Origin of the sequence: Xanthomonas fragariae, from assembly GCF_017603965.1 — a bacterium.
Classification (GTDB): domain Bacteria; phylum Pseudomonadota; class Gammaproteobacteria; order Xanthomonadales; family Xanthomonadaceae; genus Xanthomonas; species Xanthomonas fragariae_A.
In genome coordinates this window covers 739,093-760,818 of the sequence record NZ_CP071955.1, presented here as the reverse complement: position 1 = coordinate 760,818, position 21,726 = coordinate 739,093, and the positions used below count along the sequence as shown (strand labels likewise).

The 21,726-nt window shown below is 63.7% G+C and carries 11 protein-coding genes, 2 other RNA genes and 1 pseudogene; 9 read left to right on the top strand and 5 right to left on the bottom strand.

The window, feature by feature from the left end:
- Positions 1-73: 73 nt before the first annotated feature.
- Together J5I97_RS03550 and J5I97_RS03545 are read left to right on the top strand one after the other, a co-directional pair.
- The gene (locus J5I97_RS03550; protein WP_208589127.1) at positions 74-1,804 is read left to right on the top strand and encodes a penicillin-binding protein activator; all 1,731 of its coding nucleotides are present in this window, start codon (positions 74-76) and stop codon (positions 1,802-1,804) included.
- 4 nt (positions 1,805-1,808) lie between these two features.
- Complete coding sequence (locus J5I97_RS03545) at positions 1,809-2,177, top strand: YraN family protein (protein WP_208589125.1); 369 nt, start codon at positions 1,809-1,811, stop codon at positions 2,175-2,177.
- A 131-nt stretch (positions 2,178-2,308) separates the two neighbouring features.
- On the opposite strand, the gene J5I97_RS03540 is transcribed toward J5I97_RS03545, so the two are convergent.
- Positions 2,309-2,386: non-coding RNA, sX9 sRNA (locus tag J5I97_RS03540), on the bottom strand.
- 125 nt (positions 2,387-2,511) lie between these two features.
- Here J5I97_RS03540 and J5I97_RS03535 point away from each other — a divergent pair.
- The 6 genes from J5I97_RS03535 (at position 2,512) to J5I97_RS03510 (ending at position 11,304) form a co-directional block, all read left to right on the top strand.
- On the top strand, positions 2,512-3,156 hold the full coding sequence (locus J5I97_RS03535; RefSeq protein WP_208589119.1) for a hypothetical protein: 645 nt from the start codon (positions 2,512-2,514) through the stop codon (positions 3,154-3,156).
- A 77-nt stretch (positions 3,157-3,233) separates the two neighbouring features.
- Entirely contained in the window at positions 3,234-4,988 is a 1,755-nt protein-coding gene (locus J5I97_RS03530) for a zeta toxin family protein (RefSeq protein ID WP_208589118.1), read from the top strand.
- Positions 4,985-5,632 (top strand): hypothetical protein, encoded by a 648-nt coding sequence (locus J5I97_RS03525; protein WP_208589113.1) that lies wholly within the window; start codon positions 4,985-4,987, stop codon positions 5,630-5,632. Before J5I97_RS03530 ends, J5I97_RS03525 begins: the two co-directional genes overlap by 4 nt.
- Positions 5,629-7,707: a zeta toxin family protein gene (locus J5I97_RS03520; RefSeq protein WP_345776690.1), complete on the top strand. Its 2,079-nt coding sequence runs from the start codon at positions 5,629-5,631 to the stop codon at positions 7,705-7,707. The genes J5I97_RS03525 and J5I97_RS03520 overlap by 4 nt, the downstream gene beginning before the upstream one ends.
- Entirely contained in the window at positions 7,704-8,336 is a 633-nt protein-coding gene (locus J5I97_RS03515) for a hypothetical protein (RefSeq protein WP_208589111.1), read from the top strand. Before J5I97_RS03520 ends, J5I97_RS03515 begins: the two co-directional genes overlap by 4 nt.
- A gap of 82 nt (positions 8,337-8,418) precedes the next feature.
- Complete coding sequence (locus J5I97_RS03510; protein ID WP_430541817.1) at positions 8,419-11,304, top strand: zeta toxin family protein; 2,886 nt, start codon at positions 8,419-8,421, stop codon at positions 11,302-11,304.
- A gap of 83 nt (positions 11,305-11,387) precedes the next feature.
- On the opposite strand, the gene J5I97_RS03505 is transcribed toward J5I97_RS03510, so the two are convergent.
- The 4 genes from J5I97_RS03505 to xopAD form a co-directional block, all read right to left on the bottom strand.
- A complete protein-coding gene (locus tag J5I97_RS03505; protein WP_208589109.1) occupies positions 11,388-12,614 on the bottom strand; it encodes a multifunctional CCA addition/repair protein in 1,227 nt (408 codons plus the stop codon).
- Positions 12,615-12,654: 40 nt separating this feature from the next.
- Positions 12,655-12,731: non-coding RNA, sX9 sRNA (locus J5I97_RS03500), on the bottom strand.
- Positions 12,732-12,792: 61 nt separating this feature from the next.
- Positions 12,793-14,766, bottom strand: a complete 1,974-nt coding sequence (locus tag J5I97_RS03495; RefSeq protein ID WP_208589105.1) for a transglycosylase SLT domain-containing protein — start codon at positions 14,764-14,766, stop codon at positions 12,793-12,795.
- Between the two features lie 327 nt (positions 14,767-15,093).
- Positions 15,094-21,042 (bottom strand): XopAD/skwp family type III secretion system effector, encoded by a 5,949-nt coding sequence (gene xopAD / locus J5I97_RS03490; RefSeq protein WP_208589098.1) that lies wholly within the window; start codon positions 21,040-21,042, stop codon positions 15,094-15,096.
- A 432-nt stretch (positions 21,043-21,474) separates the two neighbouring features.
- Between xopAD and J5I97_RS03485 the strand changes: the two are divergent.
- Positions 21,475-21,714: pseudogene (locus tag J5I97_RS03485) on the top strand (IS5/IS1182 family transposase); the annotation flags it as partial.
- Positions 21,715-21,726 lie beyond the last annotated feature (12 nt).

Here is a 21,726-nt window from a genome sequence, read left to right as displayed (position 1 = left end):
TCCGTAGGGCAAAGGGTAGAATCGTAGCGTTTTTAACGGTCCGCCCCGGCGGGCCCCGTCCAATGGATCTGAAATGAACAAGCACATTACAAGGATCTCCGCCCTCTCGCTGATGGTGATGCTGGCCGCCGGTTGCGCCACCAGCAGCGTCACCCAGACCGCCTCGCCCACGCAGAGCGCCGCGCTGGCGTTGCTGGACCAGGGCAAGCCGCGCGAAGCCGCACAGCAATTAGAAGCCGAGGCCGCCGGTGTCAGTGGTGCGCAGCGCAGCCGTTTACTGGCCACGGCCGCGTTCGGCTGGCACGACGCCGGCGATGAGGCACGTGCACGCTCGCTGATGGCGCAGGTCAATCCGCGCCATCTGAGCGGCGAAGAGGGCGCCCGTTTCGGGCTGCTGACCGGCGAGTTGGCGGTGATCGACAAACAGGCCGCGCAGGCGCTGCAGGCTCTGGGCGACGGCCCGCAGAGCCTGAGCCAGCCGCTGCAGACGCGCTGGCTGGCGGCACACGCCGCCGCACTAGAAGCCACCGGCGATCTGTTCGGCGCCGCTGCCGACCGTGCGCGCGCCGATGCCAGCCTGACCGGCACGCTACGCAGCGAGAACCAGCGCGCGATCGTACGCCTGCTCGCGGCGCTCGACGACGCCACGCTCAAGGGTCGCACCGCCGCGCTGCCGACCGGCGATCCGCTCTACAACTTCGCCGGGCGCGCCTTGATCAGCCGCGGACTGGCATTGCCGCGCGCGTTCGAAAGCGATGCGCAATGGGGCTTTGACACCAGCAAGCGTCCGCCCGCCGAGCGCGACGGTTATCGCCCGCCCATCAAGCTGGGGGTGCTGCTGCCGCTCACCGGCAATCTGGCTACTGTCGCCGCGCCGGTCCGCGACGGTCTGCTCGCAGGCTATTACGCCGAAACCCGCCGCCGCCCGGAAGTGCAGTTTTTCGACACCGCCGCAACTGCGGTCGGTGCCAATGCCGCCTATGACAAAGCAGTGAGCGCCGGGGTCGACTACGTGGTCGGCCCGCTCGGACGCGACGAGGTCAGTGCGCTGTTCGCACGCGGGCAGTTGGCGGTGCCGGTGCTGGCGCTCAACCGCCCCACCGACAACAAGGCCCCGCCCAGCGGCAGCGCCGGGTTCTCGCTGGCGCCGGAAGACGACGGCATCATGGCCGCCGAATATCTGCTCGCGCGCGCGCGCCGCAACGTGCTGATCGTCGGCACCAGCGACGACAACGGCAAACGCACCATCAAGGCGTTCGGCGACCGTTTCAGCGAGCGCGGCGGCACCGTTGTCGGCAGCATCAGCGTGGCCGATGCGCCGGGCGATATCAGCGCGCAGCTGCGCAATTACGGCACCGCCGATGCGGTGTTCCTGGCGGTGCGCGGTAACACGGCACGTGCGCTGGCACCGCAGCTGGCGTCGGTCGGATTCGCCGGCAAATCGCGCGTGGGCACCTCGCAGTTGGTGGCTGGCACCGGCAAGGTCGAAGACGATCTGGCGCTGGACGGCATTATCTACCCAAGCGAAACCTGGACCGCACTCGGCGTGTCCGGGCTGCCGGCGGCCAGCCAGGTCGCCACCACCCTGCCCAGCGCACGTGGCCCAGGCGCACGCTTGTTTGCGTTCGGCTACGACGCCTGGAAGATCAGCGCGTATCTGGAAAAACTCGTCACTGGCAGCGATGGCGGCCTGCGCGGCGCCACCGGCACCTTGCATCTGGATGGCTTCGGCAACGTACTGCGTACTCCGGCCTGGTCCACCTTCAACGGTGGCCGCCCGGTGCCGATCGCCGACGGCCGTTGACGCCATGTCGGCGGCCCGTCGACAGCGCGGTGCGGCAGTCGAAGCGGCCGCACGCGCGCTGCTGGAACAGGCCGGCTTGCGGCTGGTGGTCGGCAATGCCAACTACCGCGGCGGCGAACTCGATCTGGTGATGCGCGACGGGCAATCGCTGGTGTTCGTGGAAGTACGTTATCGCCGCGACGACCGCTTCGGCGGCGGCGCGGCATCGGTGGACCGGCGCAAGCGCCGCAAGCTGGTGCTGGCCGCGCAATTGTTTCTTGCCTCCCACCCCGAACTGGCAGCGCTGCCGTGTCGATTCGACGTGGTCGACGGCAGCGGCGAGCCATCGATCTTGAACTGGATCCGCGACGCGTTCCGCGCCGACGATTGCTAAAGCCTGTCAGCCCTCATGAACATCATCATTGGCCATGGTGACAACATGCTCGGCATCTTATCTATATCCGTTTTTATATCTGTTGCAATCGCTTCACTTGCGCTTTGTTTTTTACTCGAGGCGCTAAGAGCGGCTAACAAAACGTAGCGAGCAGTCGTCAGGTGGGTGCGGACGGCGCGGAGGAATCCGAGCACCGGCCGCACCCGCCTGGCGGCGGCGCAGTAGTTTTGTTAGCCGCTCTTAACCTCAACGCTATTCATCAGACGCAGCGCAGATGGAAGAATGCGCTGCGCTGCATTCGATCAGGGCCATTGCGAAGGAGGGCGATAAGCAGATGAGCGATAAACCGGAGTCACGTTACGCTGCATTGGCGCGCCGCGTTGTGGAGGCGCATGCAGCGCAGCTGCTGCGCGACCTGCAAATCATCAACGAGCGCACGGTGCGCGAGCTTGGTCCACTCCCACACGGCGGGCTGCCGGTGCAGGTCAAGCGCAAGCCGAAGCGCGCGCCGTGGGAGCAGCCGGTGCTGGAGACGTCTACACTCGATACCGATGCGCCTGCTCCGCCGCCGCAAGCTCCCCTCTCCGATATCGGCGACTCCGACATGTTCAAGTTCAATCATCCATTCAAGGAAAAACCGATTCCACCGCCGCCCGTGCCGCAGAAATTGCGGGAAATACTCAAGGACTACCCGGAGCTGATCCAACGTCTTCAGGACGTCCTCGATGCTTATGTCCAAAAGCCGTATAAATTGATGCCATTTGAGGGTGCTATTTGGGCCCTTGAAGGAAGGTTAGGGTCATTTGTCTCTGAAGCCCGTGAGGAGCTACAGATCGCAGAGGCAAGCGGTGAATCGATAGCTATTATGAAGGCCGAAAAAAAAGAATTTCTAATGCTTCATGCATACTCAAAAAATGGGGGGATGTCCGACCTTGATGCGCTATGGGAATATATCGAAGAAAATAAGGGGCTTCTGTAATGAATATTCACCATTCATCACTCGATGAAGCTACTCACCGGAAGGTTTTCGAGAAAAAAATAATTGTAGATGCAGCATTGGATGTCAAGTCATCATTGGAACATCCCAAGGCGATTATTCTGGGAGGACAGCCTGGCTCGGGAAAAGGCAGCCTTGCTCGCGCTGCACGAAGCGAATTAAAAAAAGACGTTGTACTTATTGATCCGGATGCACTGCGCGAATTCCACCCCCAATTAGCAACTTTCCGCAACGCCCACCCCTACACATGGTCAGGCTACACCCACCCGGATGCCAGCCAATGGGCCGACGAGCTATTGCAGGCCACCATCGAAGGCAAGAAGAACCTGATCTTCGACACCACGCTCAGCAATGGCGAATGGAGCGCAAATCTGATCAAGGATTTGCAAGCACGCGGTTACGATGTCGAGGTACGCGCAATGGCCGCGCACAAGCTGGAAAGCGAGCTTGGCGTCGATGAGCGCTTTTCAACATCGCTGGATCAAGAAGGCCACGGTCGCTACGTCCCCGCAGGCGCACGCGAAGCCATCTACACCAAACTGCCGACCAGCCTGGACACCGTACACAAACAAACTACTGCGCCAATCCGTATTTTCAATCGCCAGGGCGCAGAGCTCTACGACAGCCGTACCCACCCGCGCCCGGCCGGGCAGGTATTGCAGGAACTGCGCGCAGCGCGCTTGCAAGATCCCTCGGTCACCCGCAGCCTCAATGCCCGTTGGCAGGCGCAGCGCAGGTGGCATGAGGCGCTCCCTTACACCCTGCCTCACAATCAGAACCTGGCGCCGCAGGTCGCCGGGCAATTGCTGCACGACCGCGCCGACCTTCACGTGGTCGAGGGCGCGCAAGACCGCATCGCCAACATCCACACCGTGGACTTCAACGTGCGGGTCAAGCCAGTGGCGATCCGCGGGCTGGGAGTGGCCGGTGCCGCAGCCACCGTTTACGACGTATCCGATACCGGACACCAAGTCGATCAGCTGCGCGCACAAGGCAATGCGGTGGGTGCGCAGGCGCAGCTGCTGCAGTTTGGCGCGCGTCATGTCGGTGGTTGGGCCGGCGGTGTGGTGGGCGTGCAGATCGGTGCAGCGGCAGGTGTGGAGACCGGGCCAGGACTTGTGCTGACCGGTCTGGCTGGCGGGGCACTCGGCGCGATCGCCGGCAGCGAGGCCATCCAGTGGCTGGAGCAGCGCAAGATCTACAACCAGACCGATCGCAGCGGCGTCGCCTGGCACTTGGACCCCAATGCGCCGGACAACGGCTGGACCCGTCAGGTTGTGGATGCCGGCGGCGATCACACTCTGTCGATCAGCCACTGCGAAACTGCACCGCCGCAGGTCGCCGACCAACTGACCTACAAAGCGGCCAGCCGCGCGGTGCAACTGCGCCTTGCCACGCCAGACGTGCCAGCGGACCCCTACCGCATCCCTGCCGACGCCAGCGATACCCAAAGCCTGCGCGACAGCCCCTGGGAGCGCAATGCACGCAGCGGCCAATGGCAACGGGAAGTGGCAGATGGCATGCTCGATCACCTCATGCGTCCCCATACGGAAACTGCCACGCCGCAAAAAAAAGCGGAACAGGAGCAGCAGCGCGAGCACCAGCGACGCGCCGAAGACGAAAAAACCCGCGATGCGCAACGCGACAAGGAACAGTCGGCCACCGCTGCTGCGGCCAATGACAACAACGCCTGTTTGCGTACTCGTCCGATCACACCTAAGCTCGACCGTATTCATAAGACGCAGCGCAGATGGAAGAATGCGCGTCGCTGCATTCGATCAGGGCCATTGCGAAAGAGGGCGATAAGCAGATGAGCGATAAACCGGAGTCACGTTACGCTGCATTGGCGCGCCGCGTTGTGGAGGCGCATGCAGCGCAGCTGCTGCGCGACCTGCAAATCATCAACGAGCGCACGGTGCGCGAGCTTGGTCCACTCCCACACGGCGGGCTGCCGGTGCAGGTCAAGCGCAAGCCGAAGCGCGCGCCGTGGGAGCAGCCGGTGCTGGAGACGCCTACACTCGATGCCGATGCGCCTGCTCCGCCGCAAGCTCCCCTCTCCGATATCGGCGACTCCGACATGTTCAAGCTCAATCATCCATTCAAGGAAAAACAGATTCCACCGCCGCCCGTGCCGCACAAATTGCGGGAAATTCTGAAGGACTATCCAGAGCTTATTGAACGGCTTCAGCAGGAATTAAATAATGTCATGCAACGCCCTTCAAAGGTGCCCCCTATATTTGAGTGGGCGATATGGATGTTGGAGGATGAGCTTAGCTCCTTCGTCTCCGAAGCCCGTGAGGAGCTTCGCATAGCGCAGACGGACGGTGCACCCAGTGCAATAATCAAAGCTGAAGAAAAAGAGCGTGCCACGCGTCATGCCAGATCAAGAAATCGTGGCATGTCAGACCTAAACGAACTTTGGGATTACATCGAAGCGCATAAGGAGTCTCTGACATGACTGAACAGGATTCTCGCCTTAGTGATGCCGAGCATCGCAAAGTGTTTGAGCAAAAAATTCTTGATGATGCCTCATTAGAGACAAAGTCATCTTTTGAAAAACCAAGAGCAATCATCCTCGCGGGTCAGCCCGGCTCAGGAAAAGGAAGCCTTGCAAGAGTCGCAGATAATGAACTGCGCGGGGATGTCGTTCTAATCGATCCCGACGAATTGCGTGAAGCACACCCCCAAGTAGAAGCCCTCCGCAACGCCCACCCCTACACATGGTCAGGCTACACCCACCCCGATGCCAGCCGCTGGGCCGACGAGCTATTGCAGGCCACCATCGAAGGCAAGAAGAACCTGATCTTCGACACTACGCTCAGCAATGGCCAGTGGAGTTCGGATCTGATCAAGAATCTGCAAGCACGAGGTTATGATGTCGAGGTGCGTGCAATGGCCGCGCACAAGCTGGAAAGCGAACATGGCGTCGATGAGCGCTTTTCAGCATCGCTGGATCGACGCGGCTACGGCCGCTACGTCCCCGCAGGCGCACGCGAAGCCATCTACACCAAACTGCCGATCAGCCTGGACACCGTACACGCGCAGACCAGCGCGCCAATCCGTATTTTCAATCGCCAGGGCGCAGAGCTCTACGACAGCCGTACCGACGCGCGTTCCCCCGGGCAGGCATTGGAGCAAGCGCGCAATGCGTGGTTCAAGGATCCTGCCGTCACACAGCAGCTGCGCGAGAAATGGCAGCAACAAGCCGATTGGCATCGCGATCTGCCAGCACATGCGCAAGACATTCCCAATTCCGATCCTGCCATCAGCGCGAAATTGCTCGCCGAGCACGCGGAGCTCAACGTCGGCGACGGGGTTGCCAGTCGGCTGGAAGGCATCGCCACCATCGACGAACTCGTGCGCCCGGGCGCTCCGCCCGCGCGTATTCCCGTGCCCGAGCCTGCAATCCCCGGCCTGCACCGCGCAGGAATGACCGCAGGCCTGGCGGGTTTGGGAGTCGCGGCAAGCGCCTACGATGCGGTGCAAACCGGCGAGCGCGTGAGCACGCTGCTGTCGCAGGACAACCTCACCGCTGCACGTTCGGAAGCATTGCACTTCGGCGCCCGCGGCGCGGGTGGTTGGGCAGGCGGAACCGCCGCCGCTGCCGTGGTGGGCACAACAGGTGCCGGCCCAGTCGCGCTGGTGCTGGCCGATGGGTACCTGTTCAGTGCAGCTGCCGACAAGGCCGCGACACGTTGGGATAACCGTCGGATCTATACGCAGACCGACAACGAGGGCGTGAGCTGGGAATTCAACGGCACTCAGTGGCTGCGGCAACAAAAAGCCGATCTGCAAAATGATGGCGTGGATACATTGCAAAAGCAGGCCATGTTCGCGCTGCCAGAAAAAGCACGCGAGCTGAATTATCACGCCAGTCGCGAAGCGACGGAACAGGCGCTGGGCAAGGTGCAGCCCAGCAATCCGTATGTGCAGCGATCCAGCCAGACGGATACCTCGCATCTTTATCAAAGGGATTGGCGACATGATCCTGCGAGTGGCCAGTGGTCGCGGATGGTGGCCGACGAAGTAGACCAGAACGATCGGCCGATATGGACGGTTGATCCTGCAAGCCCCGAGCGCAATGCCGCATTGGACCAACAAGCGGCGCAAGTGGTGGAAGCCAACATCGCCCGTGGGCCAGCGGTGATTGCAGCGACCTATCAAGCGGCACACCAGCGCAACGGCTGGGACGACATTGGGCCCATGCCTGCCGCTGTGCAAACCGCATTGAACCCGGACTCGCTGCAAGCATCGAACGGCGGACACTATCAGCGTGATGCGCAACGCCAGTGGCGGCACCAAGGGGAGGTTGCCCAAGGCAATGTGGCATTGGAAGACGAAAAACCCCGCGATGCGCAACGCGACAAGGAACAGTCGGCCACCGCTGCTGCGGCCAATCACAACAACGCCCGGTTGCGTACTCGTCCGATCACACTTAAGCTCGACCGTATTCATAAAACGCAGCGCAGATGGAAGAATGCGCTTCGCTGCATTCGATCAGGGCCATTGCGAAAGAGGGCGATAAGCAGATGAGCGATAAACCGGAGTCACGTTACGCTGCATTGGCGCGCCGGGTTGTGGAGGCGCATGCAGCGCAGCTGCTGCGCGACCTGCAAATCATCAACGAGCGCACGGTGCGTGAGCTTGGTCCATTGCCACATGGCGGGCTGCCGGTGCAGGTCAAGCGCAAGCCGAAGCGCGCGCCGTGGGAGCAGCCGGTGCTGGAGACGCCTACACTCGATACCGATGCGCCTATGGTGCCGCAAGCTCCCCTGTCCGATATCGGCGACTCCGACATGTTCAAGCTCAATCATCCATTCAATGAAAAACCGATTCCACCGCCGCCCGTGCCGCAGAAATTACGGGAAATTCTGAAGGACTATCCGGAGCTGATCCAACGTCTTCAGGACGTCCTCGATGCTTATGTCCAAAAGCCGTATGAATTGATGCCATTTGAGGGTGCCATTTGGGCCCTTGAAGGGAGGCTAGGGTCCTTCTTCTCCGAAGCCCGCAAGGAACTCAACGCTGCCAAATCCAGTGGTGATCCGGAGGCGATTGAGAAGGCCAATAAAAAGTACTCTGCAGTTGGATACGCTAGTTTGAACATGGGTGCAATGTCCGACCTGCTCGCCTACCTTGAAGGAATGACAAACCATGACTGATTATAGGCTCAGCAAATTTTATAATAATAAAATATTCAGTGAAGAGATTATTGAAGCAGCTGGTTTATTGAAAAAGTCATCATTGGAAAACCCCAAAGCCATTATCCTTGCAGGCCAGCCGGGCGCGGGTAAGGGAAGGCTTGCCGAAGTAGCCGAACTTGAACTCAACCAAGATGTAGTAAAGATCGATCCAGACGAATTGCGAGAGTTCCATCCTCAAGTAGAAGCCCTCCGCAACGCCCACCCCTACACATGGTCAGGCTACACCCACCCCGATGCCAGCCGCTGGGCCGACGAACTATTGCAGGCCACCATCGACGGCAGGAAGAACCTGATCTTCGACACCACGCTCAGCAATGGCCAGTGGAGTTCGGATCTGATCAAGGATTTGCAAGCACGCGGTTACGATGTCGAAGTGCGCGTAATGGCCGCGCACAAGCTGGAAAGCGAGCATGGTGTTGACGCCAGATTTGCTCAGCAACTGGATCGAGAAGGCCACGGCCGCTACGTCCCCGCAGGCGCACGCGAAGCCATCTACACCAAACTGCCGATCAGCCTGGACACCGTACACGCGCAGACCAGCGCGCCAATCCGCATTTTCAATCGCCAGGGCGCAGAGCTCTACGACAGCCGCACCGACGCGCGTGCCCCCGCACAGGCATTGGAGCAAGCGCGCAATGCGTGGTTCAAGGATCCTGCCGTCACACAGCAGCTGCGCGAGAAATGGCAGCAACAAGCCGATTGGCATCGCGATCTGCCAGCACATGCGCAAGACATTCCCAATTCCGATCCTGCCATCAGCGCGAAATTGCTCGCCGAGCACGCGGAGCTCAACGTCAGCGACGGGGTTGCCAGTCGGCTGGAAGGCATCGCCACCATCGACGAACTCGTGCGCCCGGGCGCTCCGCCCGCGCGTATTCCCGTGCCCGAGCCTGAAATCCCCGGCCTGCACCGCGCAGGAATGACCGCAGGCCTGGCGGGTTTGGGAGTCGCGGCAAGCGCCTACGATGCGGTGCAAACCGGCGAGCGCGTGAGCACGCTGCTGTCGCAGGACAACCTCACCGCTGCACGTTCGGAAGCATTGCACTTCGGCGCCCGCGGCGCGGGTGGTTGGGCAGGCGGAACCGCCGCCGCTGCCGTGGTGGGCACAACAGGTGCCGGCCCAGTCGCGCTGGTGCTGGCCGATGGGTATCTGTTCAGTGCAGCTGCCGACAAGGCCGCGACACGTTGGGATAACCGTCGGATCTATACGCAGACCGACAACGAGGGCGTGAGCTGGGAATTCAACGGCACTCAGTGGCTGCGGCAACAAAAAACCGATCTGCAAAATGATGGCGTGGATACATCGCAAAAGCAGGCCATGTTCGCGCTGCCAGAAAAAGCACGCGAGCTGAATTATCACGCCAGTCGCACAGCGACGGAACAGGCGCTGGGCAAGGTGCAGCCCAGCAATCCGTATGTGCAGCGATCCAGCGAGACGGATACCTCCCACCTTTATCAAAGGGATTGGCGACATGATCCTGCGAATGGCCAGTGGTCGCGGATGGTGGCCGACGAAGTAGACCAGAACGATCGGCCGATATGGACGGTTGATCCTGCAAGCCCCGAGCGCAATGCCGCATTGGACCGACAAGCGGCTCAAGTGGTGGAAGCCAACATCGCCCGTGGGCCAGCGGTGATTGCAGCGACCTATCAAGCGGCACACCAGCGCAACGGCTGGGACGATATTGGGCCCATGCCTGCCGCTGTGCAAACCGCATTGAACCCGGACTCGCTGCAAGCATCGAACGGCGCACACTATCAACGTGATGCGCAAGGCCGGTGGCACCACCAAGGGGAGGTTGCCCAAGGCAATGTGGCATTGGAACTGGAAACCACGCGCGCGCGGCTGCAACCTGCGTTGGAGCAGCATGCACAGGCGATGGCGCAGATGCCCGCGCGGCAGAGGCCAACGCTGCAACAGCAGGACCAAGCCAACACCCAGGCAACTTATATCGCTTATGGCGTTGCGCCCAACGCTACGACCGTAGCAGCGATCCAGCTTGCCGTGCAACGCACCCGCGATGCGCACGGGATCGATGCGGCAACCACCTCGCTGGCCTTGCAACGCGATGCCTTGGGGCATTATTCGGTAGATAGCCCGATCCAGCATCTGCGTCGCGATGCCGATGCCGTGGTACGCGTCGCAGCAACCACCAGCAGCGAAGACATCCGCCAGGCAATGAGCGAGGTGCAGGCACGCCATCAGGCGCAGGCTGCGACAACGCTGCCTACGATGACCGTGCAACCGCAGCAACCTCCACAACCTCACCAGACCGCAGCGATGCAAGCAGCGCCGAGCCCGCGCGCCAGCGCGCAGTCCGGGCAGCAGCAGGACATGCACGCGCAAGCGCTAGAACAGCAACGCCAGTGGCAATTGCAGCAGGACCAGCAGCTGCAATTGCAGCAACACCAGCAGCAACACCAACAGCAGCAAAAACAGGAGCAGCAGCGCGAGCACGAGCGACGCGCCGAAGACGAAAAAACCCGCGATGCGCAACGCGACAAGGAACAGCCGGCCACCGCTGCTGCGGCCCAGGGCGAACGCACGCAGCCGTTGCCTGGGTTGCTGCCCTACAGCGACCCCGCCCATCCCCGGCATGCGCTGTATGCGGACGTACAGGAGCGGATGCAGGCGCAAGGCCATCGGTTTTCGGAGGAGCGCCTGACCCAGATCACCGCGGCGCTGAACGAGTCCTACTTCAAGCCCGGCTGGAAGGGCGAATTCTATGTGGCGCGCAATACGGTGTATGCGTCCAATAACGACCACCCGCTCGGTTGCGCATGCGTGCCGATGCACGCGCCGGCGCCGTCGATCCAGGCCTCGATGCAGGTGGCGCAGGAAGGCGATCTGCAGCATGCACAGATCGCCCAGCGCATCGCCCAAGACCGCCTGCAATCACAATCACAGCCCGGCATGACCCTCTGAGACGGCAAGTTCAGGAGCTGCCGGTTGCGGCGTGCACCGTGGCTGAAATGCGCGACGAATCCAGCTGTGACATCCGCCGACATCTACCTTGTGCGCGCATCGGAAATCGCAGCGATCCGTGCCTTGGCCAATGCCTCGCCGATCTGCGGGCCTTGCAACCCCGCGGCTGCCAGGTCGCGCGCATTGATCGCCAGCGCGACGGCATGCAAACGTTTGAGTTCTTCGCCCTGCGGGTAGGCGGCCTCTTCGCTGCCTAGTCGGCCACGCTTGTCCGCTTCGCAGACCAGTGCGAGTTGTGCGATGCGCTCCGGCCGGCGGAAGGCATCGCAGCGCACCAGCAGCTCGTGCACGGTGCGGTCGCGGAGTTCTGCCAGGCGATGCACGTTCAAGTGTTCGCGGCAGGCAGTGACGGCGAGTTGCCGGTAATCCTGCGGCACCTTGAGGCGTTCGCACAGTGCCTGCAATGGCGCGATGCCGCGTTGTTCGTGCATCACGTGGCGTGGCCATTCGTGAGGTGGCGTGAGTGCCTTGCCCACATCGTGGGTGAGCGCAGCAAAGCCCACCAGCGCATCGCCGGGTGCCAATCGCGCGGCCATGTCGCTGACCATTTCCTGGTGAATCCCGGTGTCCACTTCCGGGTGAAAATCGGCGCGCTGCGGCACACCATACAATGCATCGATTTCGGGCAGGATGCTGCGCAGTGCATCGGTATCGTGCAAGGTCCGCAGGAATGCCGATGGCTGTGCACTGGCCAATACGCGACGCAGCTCCTGCCACACACGTTCCGGCACCAGGCTGTCCAATTCGCCGCTGGCTGACATTTCGCGCATCAATGCAGCCGTTTCCGGCGCGATAGTGAAACCAAGCGGTGCCAGCCGCGCCATGAAGCGCGCCGCGCGCAACACGCGCAGGGGATCTTCGGCAAACGCTGGCCCAACATGGCGAAGCACGCGCGCCTGCAAATCGCGTGCGCCATTGTAAGGATCGAACAACTCGCCAGTGTCTTCGTCGCGTGCGATCGCATTGATGGTGAAGTCGCGACGCAGCAGATCCTCTTCCAGCGTCACCGACGGATCGGCATCCACCACGAAGCCGCGATAGCCACGCCCGGATTTACGCTCGGTGCGTGCCAGCGCGTACTCCTCGCCGCTGCGCGGATGCAGAAATACCGGGAAATCCTTGCCGACCGGCCTGAAACCCAGCGCGTCCATCTGTGCCTGATCGGCACCGACCACGACCCAGTCGCGGTCCCCGGCTGGCTGACCAAGCAGAGCATCGCGGACCGCGCCGCCAACGAGATAGGTTTTCATGCGCACATGATGCCCGATGCGGCGTGCGCGCTCCTGGAGTGGCTAGCAACACGTAGCGAGCAGTCGTTAGTGGAGTGCGGACGGCGCGCTCAGAACCACGGTGGACGAGCGGTACATGCCGATTCCAGGCACCGGCCGCGCCCGCCTGACGGTGAGCGCAGTAGTTTGTCGGTCGCTCTCAGTTCTGGGCCACGTTATTGTCCGCCTGACCCGGCGTGCACACCGGCTTCAAGCGCTTGTCCGCCAGCTTGCCCATCAGGCGATCGCTCAGCGGCAACATGTCGCCATTGAGGCGCCAGTCGTAAATCACGCTGAAGGCCAGCACGCGCGCAACGTACTCGCGGGTTTCCTTGTAGCTGATGGTCTCGATCCAGAAATCCGGCTCCAAGCCCGGCCGTTGCGACTGCCAGCGGCCGGTGGGACCGGGGCCGGCATTGTAGGCGGCGATGGTGAGATAGGGCAGGCCATAGGTGTTGAGCAGCTGGCGTAGATAGGCAGTGCCGATGGCGATGTTGGTGTCCGGCTCGTACAGGCTGGTCGCGCCCATGTAGCCGGGCAGGGCGATGCCCTGGGCCACGGTCGCGCCGGTGCCAGGCAACACCTGCATCAGGCCCATCGCATTGGCAGGCGAGCGCGCGCGTGGATTGAAGATGCTTTCGGCACGAATCTCCGCCGCCACCCAGGCCGGGTCGATCGCGTTCTTGGCTGCTTCGCGACGAATGCTGTTGTCGTGATACAGCGGAAAACGCAGCGAATATAGACGCTGTTCGTCCGACCGCTTGCCAAGCGCGAACACCGCACGGTCGAACCATCCGTTGTCGCTGGCCACTTCCACGGCCAGGCGACGCTGCGTGTCGTCGAAGCGGGTCGCAGCATCGTTCCACTCGGCCACCGCCCAGCCGGGGCGGTCGATCTGGAACAAAGCGATCGCGCGGATCAAGGCCGGATCACGCGCAACAGTGGCCTTGGCCTGCGGGCTGTCATTGGGCTCCCACGGACACAGGCGGTACGGCTGCTGCAGGCGGTCGGCGGCCAGGAAGCCGTGGAAGGTCGGCGACTGCGCGGCCGCGCGATACAGCGGCTGTGCGGCAGCAGCAGTGCCGGTTTTCTCTGTAAGGCGTGCTTCGAAATACTGCCAGCGCGAATCGCTGCGCTGGGTCGCGGGCATCTTGCGGATCGCGGCCAACGCGGCAGGCCAATCGCCGCGCGACATCGCCTCGCGCGCGCGCCATTCGTGCAGGCGTTCGTCGTACGACGCATCGGGCACTGCGTTGAGGCGGCGTGCCGAACCCTGCAAGTACGAGGCCACCGTCCACAACGCGATCTGGTACAGCACCTGCCCACGTTGCGCCTCGCTGAAGCCGAGCGCTGTGGCGAATTGGGGAAGCTGCTGCTCGGCGGCGTCCGGGTCGGTCTTGGCCAATGTGGCCAGGCCATCGACGGCGATGCGGCGGCTGCGCTCGGTCTTCGGCCAGATCAAGGCACGCGGATGCACCTTGTCGAGAAAGGCGGCGTAATCGTTGGCAAGCGCCAATTCGGTGGCCGGCAATCCGCGCGCGGCAGTGCGCATCACCGCAGGCAGTTGCGCATCGGCAGCCGCTTCCACGCGCTCCCAACGCAATGCGGGCGTCAGATCGCCGCGTGCATCCAGCCCGGCGACCACCGGGTCGCACGCATCGGGCAGCGCCTTGCCGTTGCGCCACAGCGTCAGCGCATCGCGGCTCCACCGCGCATCGGCCTTGCCAGTGGCTTGGCGCGCGGTCAGCTGTGCGCAGCGCAGGCCCGCGTTGTCGGTGGGCTTCCAGTTCGCCAGCAGCGTGGTCCAGTCCTGACGACGCGCCACCGCCGGCAGCCAGATACTGCGAAAGCTCTCGGCCACCGGCTGGCCTGCGTAGCGCTGCAAAAATGCCTGCGCCTGTGCGGTTGAGACGTTGTCGATAGTGCGCTTGAGCGTGGCCAGTTCCAGCCAGCCATACAGCGGATGTCGGCTCAACGCGCTGAGCTGACCGGCATCGGACTGGCCGCGCTCTACGGCAGCGATGGCATCGCGCATGGCCATCAACGGCGGGTCGAGGCTTTGGGCATGCAGCGCAGTGCTGCCAAGGCACAGCAAGCCGACGAAAATACTGACAAGACAAGGGGCAGAAGTCATTGCGCGATGATAGCGAAAGACGCCTGAGCGCTTGAGTGAAAACGCCTTGTAGTGTGTGCCACGGAAATGTATTCGTGGACACGCGCGGCAGATGCAGGGCCGTCTGGGTGACATGCCATGGCCGCCTGCGAGGCGCAGCGCAGTGCAGTGCTGCACTGCCCAGTTCGGTGCATTCATAACCTGCGTGCCCAGAACCTCACGCCGGGTGCCAGCGTCGGCATGCGGCAATACGTCAGCAACCCTGGTTGGTCCCGGGCTTATTCGTTTTTCTGTTCAACTGCGCCTCATACCGCTCCTACTGCGGCGTGCGCCGCGCAAAGGCAGGGCTTATTCCCAATCGTCGATCTCCTCGCAGCCTGGCGGCGCCTCCACGCTGCTGAAGGCGGCCTGCGCCGGCGCCTGCAGTTGGCGCTGATCGACCTGTGAGGCGCTCTTAAGCTGCAGCGCAAAGCTGTGCTTGTACAGGTCGTGGAATTGCTCCTTGAGCTTGAAGGTGTCCGGCGTGTGGAACTGGATCTCCCAGAGCGCGCCTTCGGGGCTGCGCAGCGTGACGTTGACTGCCTTGAATGCCTGCCGGTGCCGCGTGAACAGGTTGACCAGTTTGACGCGCACATGGCCTTGATCGTCCAGCGAAGCCAGCACGCCGCGCAGGCCGGCGGTGAAGTGCCGCGGCTCCAGTACCACGCTATAGCGCAGGGCGTCGTTTATGCCAGCGGCCGCTTCTTCCAGGGTCTTTTGTTTCAAAGCCATTTGCCGCTCGAATTTTTCCACCAGCGAGCCGGGCGATTTGAATTGATGGCGCATTCCCTCCAGTCGCCCACCGTGGAGCTCGACGGCGCGCATCAGCATGTCGGTGACCACGGGCTCCATCTCCCTGGCGCGTGTCCGCAGAGCCTGGGCCGCACGCACGATGTCCTCGGGCTGCACGGCGCGCAGGCGCTCGGCCGGCGGTGGCGGTGGGTCGATCAGGCCTGCCTGCTGCAGCGCGTGCAGCGCGTCTTGCATGACGCCTGCAGCCATCGTCGGCATGTTCTGCAGGAGCACCTTGGTCTGCTCGGCGTCGAAGCGGCCCTCGTGCATGGCCCGGGCAGTCGCCTTGCCGTACGGCACGCTGCGCACCCGCTCGGCGAACGCTCGCTCGGATCGTTCGCAAGACTCCACGATCTTGGCGAACAGCGCTGTGCCGGTGTCGGATTTCAGCGCATCGGTTCCCACCTTGATGGCGATGGTGAACAGGTTGCGCATGCTCAGTTCCGGCTCGTTGGGGATGAACCCCGGTTGCCCCTCCGGGAACTGCGCGTGCGATAACCGGCACACCGGGTAGTTGTCGAGGATGGCGCGCAGACGTGCGTCGGCATCGGGCGCGGCCATGTAGGCACGGGCGAGCGTTGGGAACGCTTCAGCCAGCGCGTCGGGCAGGTGCGGCGCCTCGGCTGAGCGAGCCGTCGCCGGTTCGAGCTCAAGCAGCTGCGCGTGCAGCAGTTCGGCCGCTTCACGCGCCTCGGGCAGGTGGGCGCGTCCGATCGCTTCGTGCGCCTGGGCGCGCAGTTGCCCCAACACCTGGGGATCTGTGGTCTCGCCGTCGAGCACCTGGCGCAAGCCGTCGCGCAGGTCGCGCTCGATGCCGTCGTAAGTACCGAACATCATCTTGCGCGCCATTGCCTCGCGCAGCTGGTCGGGCTGCGCCATGAAGCGCGCCGCCAGGGTGCTGGCCGCGCCCATGACCTGGCCGCCACGCTGCAGCGACATGATCTCGGACAGCCGCCCGGGCTGGTAGTGGCCGGTGTCTGGGTCGATGGCCGGCGTGGCCGTCTTCGGCGGTTTGAAGGAGCGTGGCTGGCCGCGCCGCACCTCACGATCGGCCATCTCGCGCGCGATCAGCTCCGCCAGCCTGGGGTAGCCCGCGTACACGAACGCATCGTCACCGTCGGTGTCCATGTTGCGCTTGCGCAGCTCCGGGATCGGCAGGGCGCCCATGCGCCCGGGTTCTACGATGTCCTTGAGCCGCAGGCTGCCGGTGCTGAGCATGTCCTGCGGCACGGCACCGCGGTCGCGTCCGGCCGTCCAGCGCGACAGGGTCTTGAGGTCCTCCTTGGAGCAGGCCAGGTCCACGTCGGCGAACTGCGCCGGCCAGTTCCGCGCCGGCACCACGATGAGCATGCCCTTGCTGTGCAGCATCGCCGGGTCGCTGCCGACAGCGTCGCCCGAGCTGTCGTCGAAGCCGGTGTAGCTGTACTGGATGCCGAAGGACTGCGCAAGGAACTCGGCCGTGGCATCGCCCTGCGCTGCGGTAGCGACATGCGCCTGCGGCACCGGCAGCAGGTTCTCCTTGTCGTAAGGCGGCTTGCCGACCAGCAAGGCGCCGCCGGCGGCGTCGAAGGCGCCGCTGCGCTCGCGCGGCAGGTGCACCTTGTTGTCGGCGGAGGGCACCGCCCGGATTCTCTGGCCCGCGTAGCCGCCGCTGGTGGCCAGCTCGTACAGCGCCAGTTGGCTCAGCTCGGGCGGCAGCGCCTGCAGCCGGCGCCGCATCGCCTCGTGCGCCTCCTGCAGCGCCGCCTGGTCGCGCGGGAAGTGCTGCAGCGCCTGCGGTGCCAGTCGCGTGGGTCCCTTGTCCTTGGCCAGAAGGTCGCGCTGGGCTTGGCTGGCCCGGCCGGCCTGCACCGCTTCCCAGGCACAGAAGCGCTCACGGAAGGCCGGGATGCGCAGGGCCACCTCCAGCTTCAGAAAGCCGCAGCCGTCGTTGGGGCACAGCGCCAGGGGGCGCCCGTCGGGGGCTGTGAGCTTGAACGGGTGCGCAGGGCCGCTGACGTCGTCGAAAAAGCCCAGGCGCAGCGTGCCCTCCACGACGTGGTCGCTCGGTACCATCTCCAGCAGCGAGCGCTGCATGCGCGACCAGTCCTCGCGCTGCGGGGCGAGCTTGGCGATGAGCTTCATCAGGCTGCTGCCCGGGACGGTGTCGGCATAGCGGATCGCCGGCAGCAGCGATGGCGATGCAGAGGCGCCGGACAGCAGATCGGCGGGGCGGCTCATGTTGCCGCGCGTGGCGCGGCTGCCGCCGAACATGTCGAAGCGCCAGGGCTCGTCCTGGTAGGTGAGCGTGCGCGCGAGCATGAACGTCGAAATCGATCCCGGCAGCTGAACCTCCACCAGCGGCAGGCCCGTCAGCCGCGTGAACAGCGAGTAAGGCTTGTCCGTCTCGGTCGCGTTGGTCGACACTTGCTTGCCACGCAGATCGACCACGATGTGGGTGGTGCTGCCAATGCCGGGTGCCGGCACGACGGGCTGGCCGGGTGCCGAACGCATGCCCAGGCGCCCGGCGCCCAGGTCGAAGCGGCTCGGTGGATGGGCCTGCGCGATCCTTGGCGCCTCCTTCGCCATGCGCCGGTCCAGGGCGTCGAACACCTGGTCGCCCGCCTCGATCTGCGCGATCAGGTTCCAGCTCATCTCGCCGAGGTCCGCCTCGATGGCCTCGCGCGTGCGCTCGAGCGTCTGGTCGACCCATTGCGCCAGCTGCTCGCGGCGCTGGCGCAATTGCTGGCGCGCGCCTTCGAGGTGGCGCGGCTTCCATTGCCGGCTCACCACCGCGTAGGTCTTGAGCACCTGGAAGAACGTCAACGCCGGGCAACGCGTGGCGTGCTGTTCGGTCTGGGCCGATGCACGTGAGCCACCGACTGTGAGGTACGAGTCGATCTTGCGCGCTACGATCGGCTGCAACGTGTTGAATACGCGCAGGGCGTGACCGCGATGGCGAGGGGTCAGCTCCGGACTGCGGATCAGCGGCAGCAGGCCCATGCACAGATTGCCTAGCCCCTCGAGGTTCGTTTCGCGTAATCCATCGTCGTGCATGAGCGCTGCGACCCGCTCCAGCGCTGGTCGCGCCAGAGGGTGCATCCTGCGATAAAGCTGCGCCGATGAAAGGGCCTTGAAGATCAGCCCAATATCTGAGACTGAGGCAGACTCAAAACGCTCGCGATGCAGCTCCAGGTGCCCGGCCAGCGCCTGCAGTTTGTCGCCACCCAAGGTCTGGAGCTCTTCCTCATCCACCCGCAGCAGGCGGGACAGCGCGTTGGCCACCTGGGCGAGCCCGAGCATGTCGAACTGCTGCCATGGCAACTCGGTCGAGCCTGAGCGCTCGGCGAGCAGCAATGCTGCCTGGCGACAGACCACCCCTCCGAACAAATTGCTCAGCGCATTGAGCGATAAGGCCACGTCTAGCGGGTTGAGGGCGTTGCGCAAATCGTGGTCTGCAGTCAGCCGCCCGGCCAAGGCGTCGATGGCCTTCGTGCATGCAGGCGTGTCGGGCCATTTGCTCAGGGCGTTGAGCACGTTGGCCACTTCTTGCAGATTGAGGGCGTTGCGCAACTCTGGCTCGTCGGCCAGCCGCGAGGCCAGCGCACTGGCGGCGGCCTGGCAGACCGGCTTGTCGGGCCATTTGCTCAGGGCGTTGAGCGCGTTGGTCACTTCTTGAGAATTGAGCGCATTGCGCAAATCGCGCTCGTCGGCCAGCCGCAAGGCCAGCGCACTGGCGGCGGCCTGGCAGACCGGCGTGTCGGGCCATTTGCTCAGAGCGTTGAGCGCGTTGGTCACTTCTTGCGGATTGAGCGCATTGCGCAAACCGCGCTCGTCGGCCAGCCGCGAGGCCAGCGCACTGGCGGCGGCCTCGCAGTCCGGCGTATCGGGCCATTTGCTCAAGGCATTGAGCGCGTTGGCCACGCCTTGCGGTTCGAGGGCGTGGTGCAAACCGCGCTCGTCGGCCAGCCGCGAGGCCAGCGCGCTGCCGGCGGCCTTGCAGACCGGCGTGTCGGGCCATTTGCTCAGGGCATTCAACGCGCTGGCCACGTGTTGCGGTTCGAGGGTGTTGCGCAAACCCGGATCGTCGGCCAGCCGCGAGGCCAGCGCGCTGGCGGCGGCCTTGCAGACCGGCGTGTCGGGCCATTTGCTCAGGGCGTTGAGTGCGTTGGCCACGCCTTGCGGGTTGAGGGCGTTGCGCAAACTGGGATCGTTGGCCAGCCGTGAGGCCAGCGCGATGGTGACCTTGCAGACCGAGGTGTCGGGCCATTTGCTCAGGGCGTTCAACGCAGTGGCCACGCCTTGCGGGTCGAGGGCGTTGCGCAAACCTGGCTCGTCGGCCAGCCGCGAGGCCAGCGCACTGGCGGCGGCCTTGCAGACCGGTGTGTCTGGCCATTTGCTCAGGGCGTTCAACGCGTTGGTCACTTCTTGCGGTTTGAGGGCGTTGCACACACCGCGATTGTCGGCCAGCCGCGCGGCGAGCGAGTGCGCCATGGACCGGCAGTCTGGGTGATCGAACCACTTACTGAAGGCATTGAGTGCCAGGCTGATGCCCTGCGCGTCCAGAGAATGCCGGGCCCGGTTTTCACGCCGCAGGTAACGTACCAAGCAAGCGGTCGCGCGTTCGCACCTCCTGCTGTCGGTGTTCTTGGCAAAGGCGTTCAGTAACAAGGCCAGTTCGCGGCCATCCAGAGCCAACCGACCATCGGCCTGCTCCACCTGTCCGGCGATCCACGCGATTGCCTGCATGCACGCCGGCTGGTCCGGGTGCTTGCTCAGCTTGTTGCCCACATGGGCCAGCTGTTTCAGCGATGCACCGTCGAACCAGCCGGTCTTGTAGAGATACTGCGCCGCAAGGTCGGTGCAACGATCAAGATCGCGTTGCGTTACACCTGCGCCCCCCCTTGCACTGGCAAGCATCTGAAGATATTTGTCGAGCCACTGCGCATTGGGTTCCGCGTCGACGCTCCCATCCAGGAAGGGCAGCGCCAGCTTGCAGCCGATCCGACGCGCTAGCTCGTTGTCCTGTGCCATGGCGACGCACAGGCGAGCGTTGTGGGTCTGATCTATCCGCCTATGCGCATCCAACTGTCGCCGATATCGCGCCCGCTGTTGCCACAGAAGCTCTTTTGCCTCCCGATTGAGCGTTTGTTCGGTCAGGCGGAGATCCCTTGTCGTCAGCTCCAAGCCATGCCTTGGCCGCTGTTGTGGGCCCCGATGCAGTTCTTGCTCTTCCCGCGGCCGTTTCCTTGCCACCCGATCGGGCTGTTGTTCGGTCAGGCAAAAATCCTTCGTCCGCTCCAAGCCATGCGTTGGCCGCCGATGCGACGGCGCGGCGCTGGCGTCAGCGGGCATTTTGTCCGGGCGCCGTCCGGGCGCGGTATCGTGCCAGTGGGTGGAATCATCGAGCCGGTGCGAGTGAGTCGCCGACTGTTGCTGGGCGCGCCCGTCCCATGCGCCGCCACGTGCTCCGGGTCGTGCATGCACGGGCAAGGGCGCCCTGCGTTGCGGTGCCGTTCCAGGCTCCTCCTGCTCTACCCGTCGCCGTTTGGGCGGCCGTGGAAGCGGCGGCTTACTGCCGCTGGTGCTAGTGCTAGGCTCAGCCTGCTTCAAGACCTGCCTGGGGGGATGCTCCTCTCGACGGAGAGACCTGTTTGTGCCGGATGAGCCCGGCTTGAAGGTGACGGTTGCCATGCTGCGGATGTTGACCGGTCCACCTGCGAAGCGGGCCGTACAACGCGAAGCCTTCCAATCGTTGGCGAATGCGCTCCCTGTAGGTAGGCAGTCGGCACATCACTCGCACGCTTTTCACATGCTGCCAGTGATGTGGCGGTCGTGGCAGGCCGTTGAAACACCTATCGACGCAGGCGTTGCTGCTGCCGACCATGGACGCATCGTTGGATAAGGATTGATGGCTGCATGCGAGGAGCAGACGGATACAACGCGACGCTGTTCACCAGCGTCAAGGTGGAGAATTTCGTGCTATCCGAGCACCCGTTGCGCCCGATCCAGCAGTGGGTCAACGACGCGCTGGCCAACATGGATGTTCGCTTCTCTGCAATGCACGAGGCCGACGTCAAGGGCGGTTGCCCCGACATCGCGCCAGAGAAACTGATGCGCGCCATGCTGCTGCAAGTCCTGTACAGCGTGACCACCAAGGTGTTAGCGGCG

Bases quoted from the DNA above. Each gene is read 5' to 3' on its own strand.
- J5I97_RS03550 (WP_208589127.1), top strand. From the start codon at position 74: ATGAACAAGCACATTACAAGGATCTCCGCCCTCTCGCTGATGGTGATG.
- J5I97_RS03545 (WP_208589125.1), top strand. From the start codon at position 1,809: ATGTCGGCGGCCCGTCGACAGCGCGGTGCGGCAGTCGAAGCGGCCGCA.
- J5I97_RS03535 (WP_208589119.1), top strand. From the start codon at position 2,512: ATGAGCGATAAACCGGAGTCACGTTACGCTGCATTGGCGCGCCGCGTT.
- J5I97_RS03525 (WP_208589113.1), top strand. From the start codon at position 4,985: ATGAGCGATAAACCGGAGTCACGTTACGCTGCATTGGCGCGCCGCGTT.
- J5I97_RS03520 (WP_345776690.1), top strand. From the start codon at position 5,629: ATGACTGAACAGGATTCTCGCCTTAGTGATGCCGAGCATCGCAAAGTG.
- J5I97_RS03515 (WP_208589111.1), top strand. From the start codon at position 7,704: ATGAGCGATAAACCGGAGTCACGTTACGCTGCATTGGCGCGCCGGGTT.
- J5I97_RS03505 (WP_208589109.1), bottom strand. From the start codon at position 12,614: ATGAAAACCTATCTCGTTGGCGGCGCGGTCCGCGATGCTCTGCTTGGT.
- J5I97_RS03495 (WP_208589105.1), bottom strand. From the start codon at position 14,766: ATGACTTCTGCCCCTTGTCTTGTCAGTATTTTCGTCGGCTTGCTGTGC.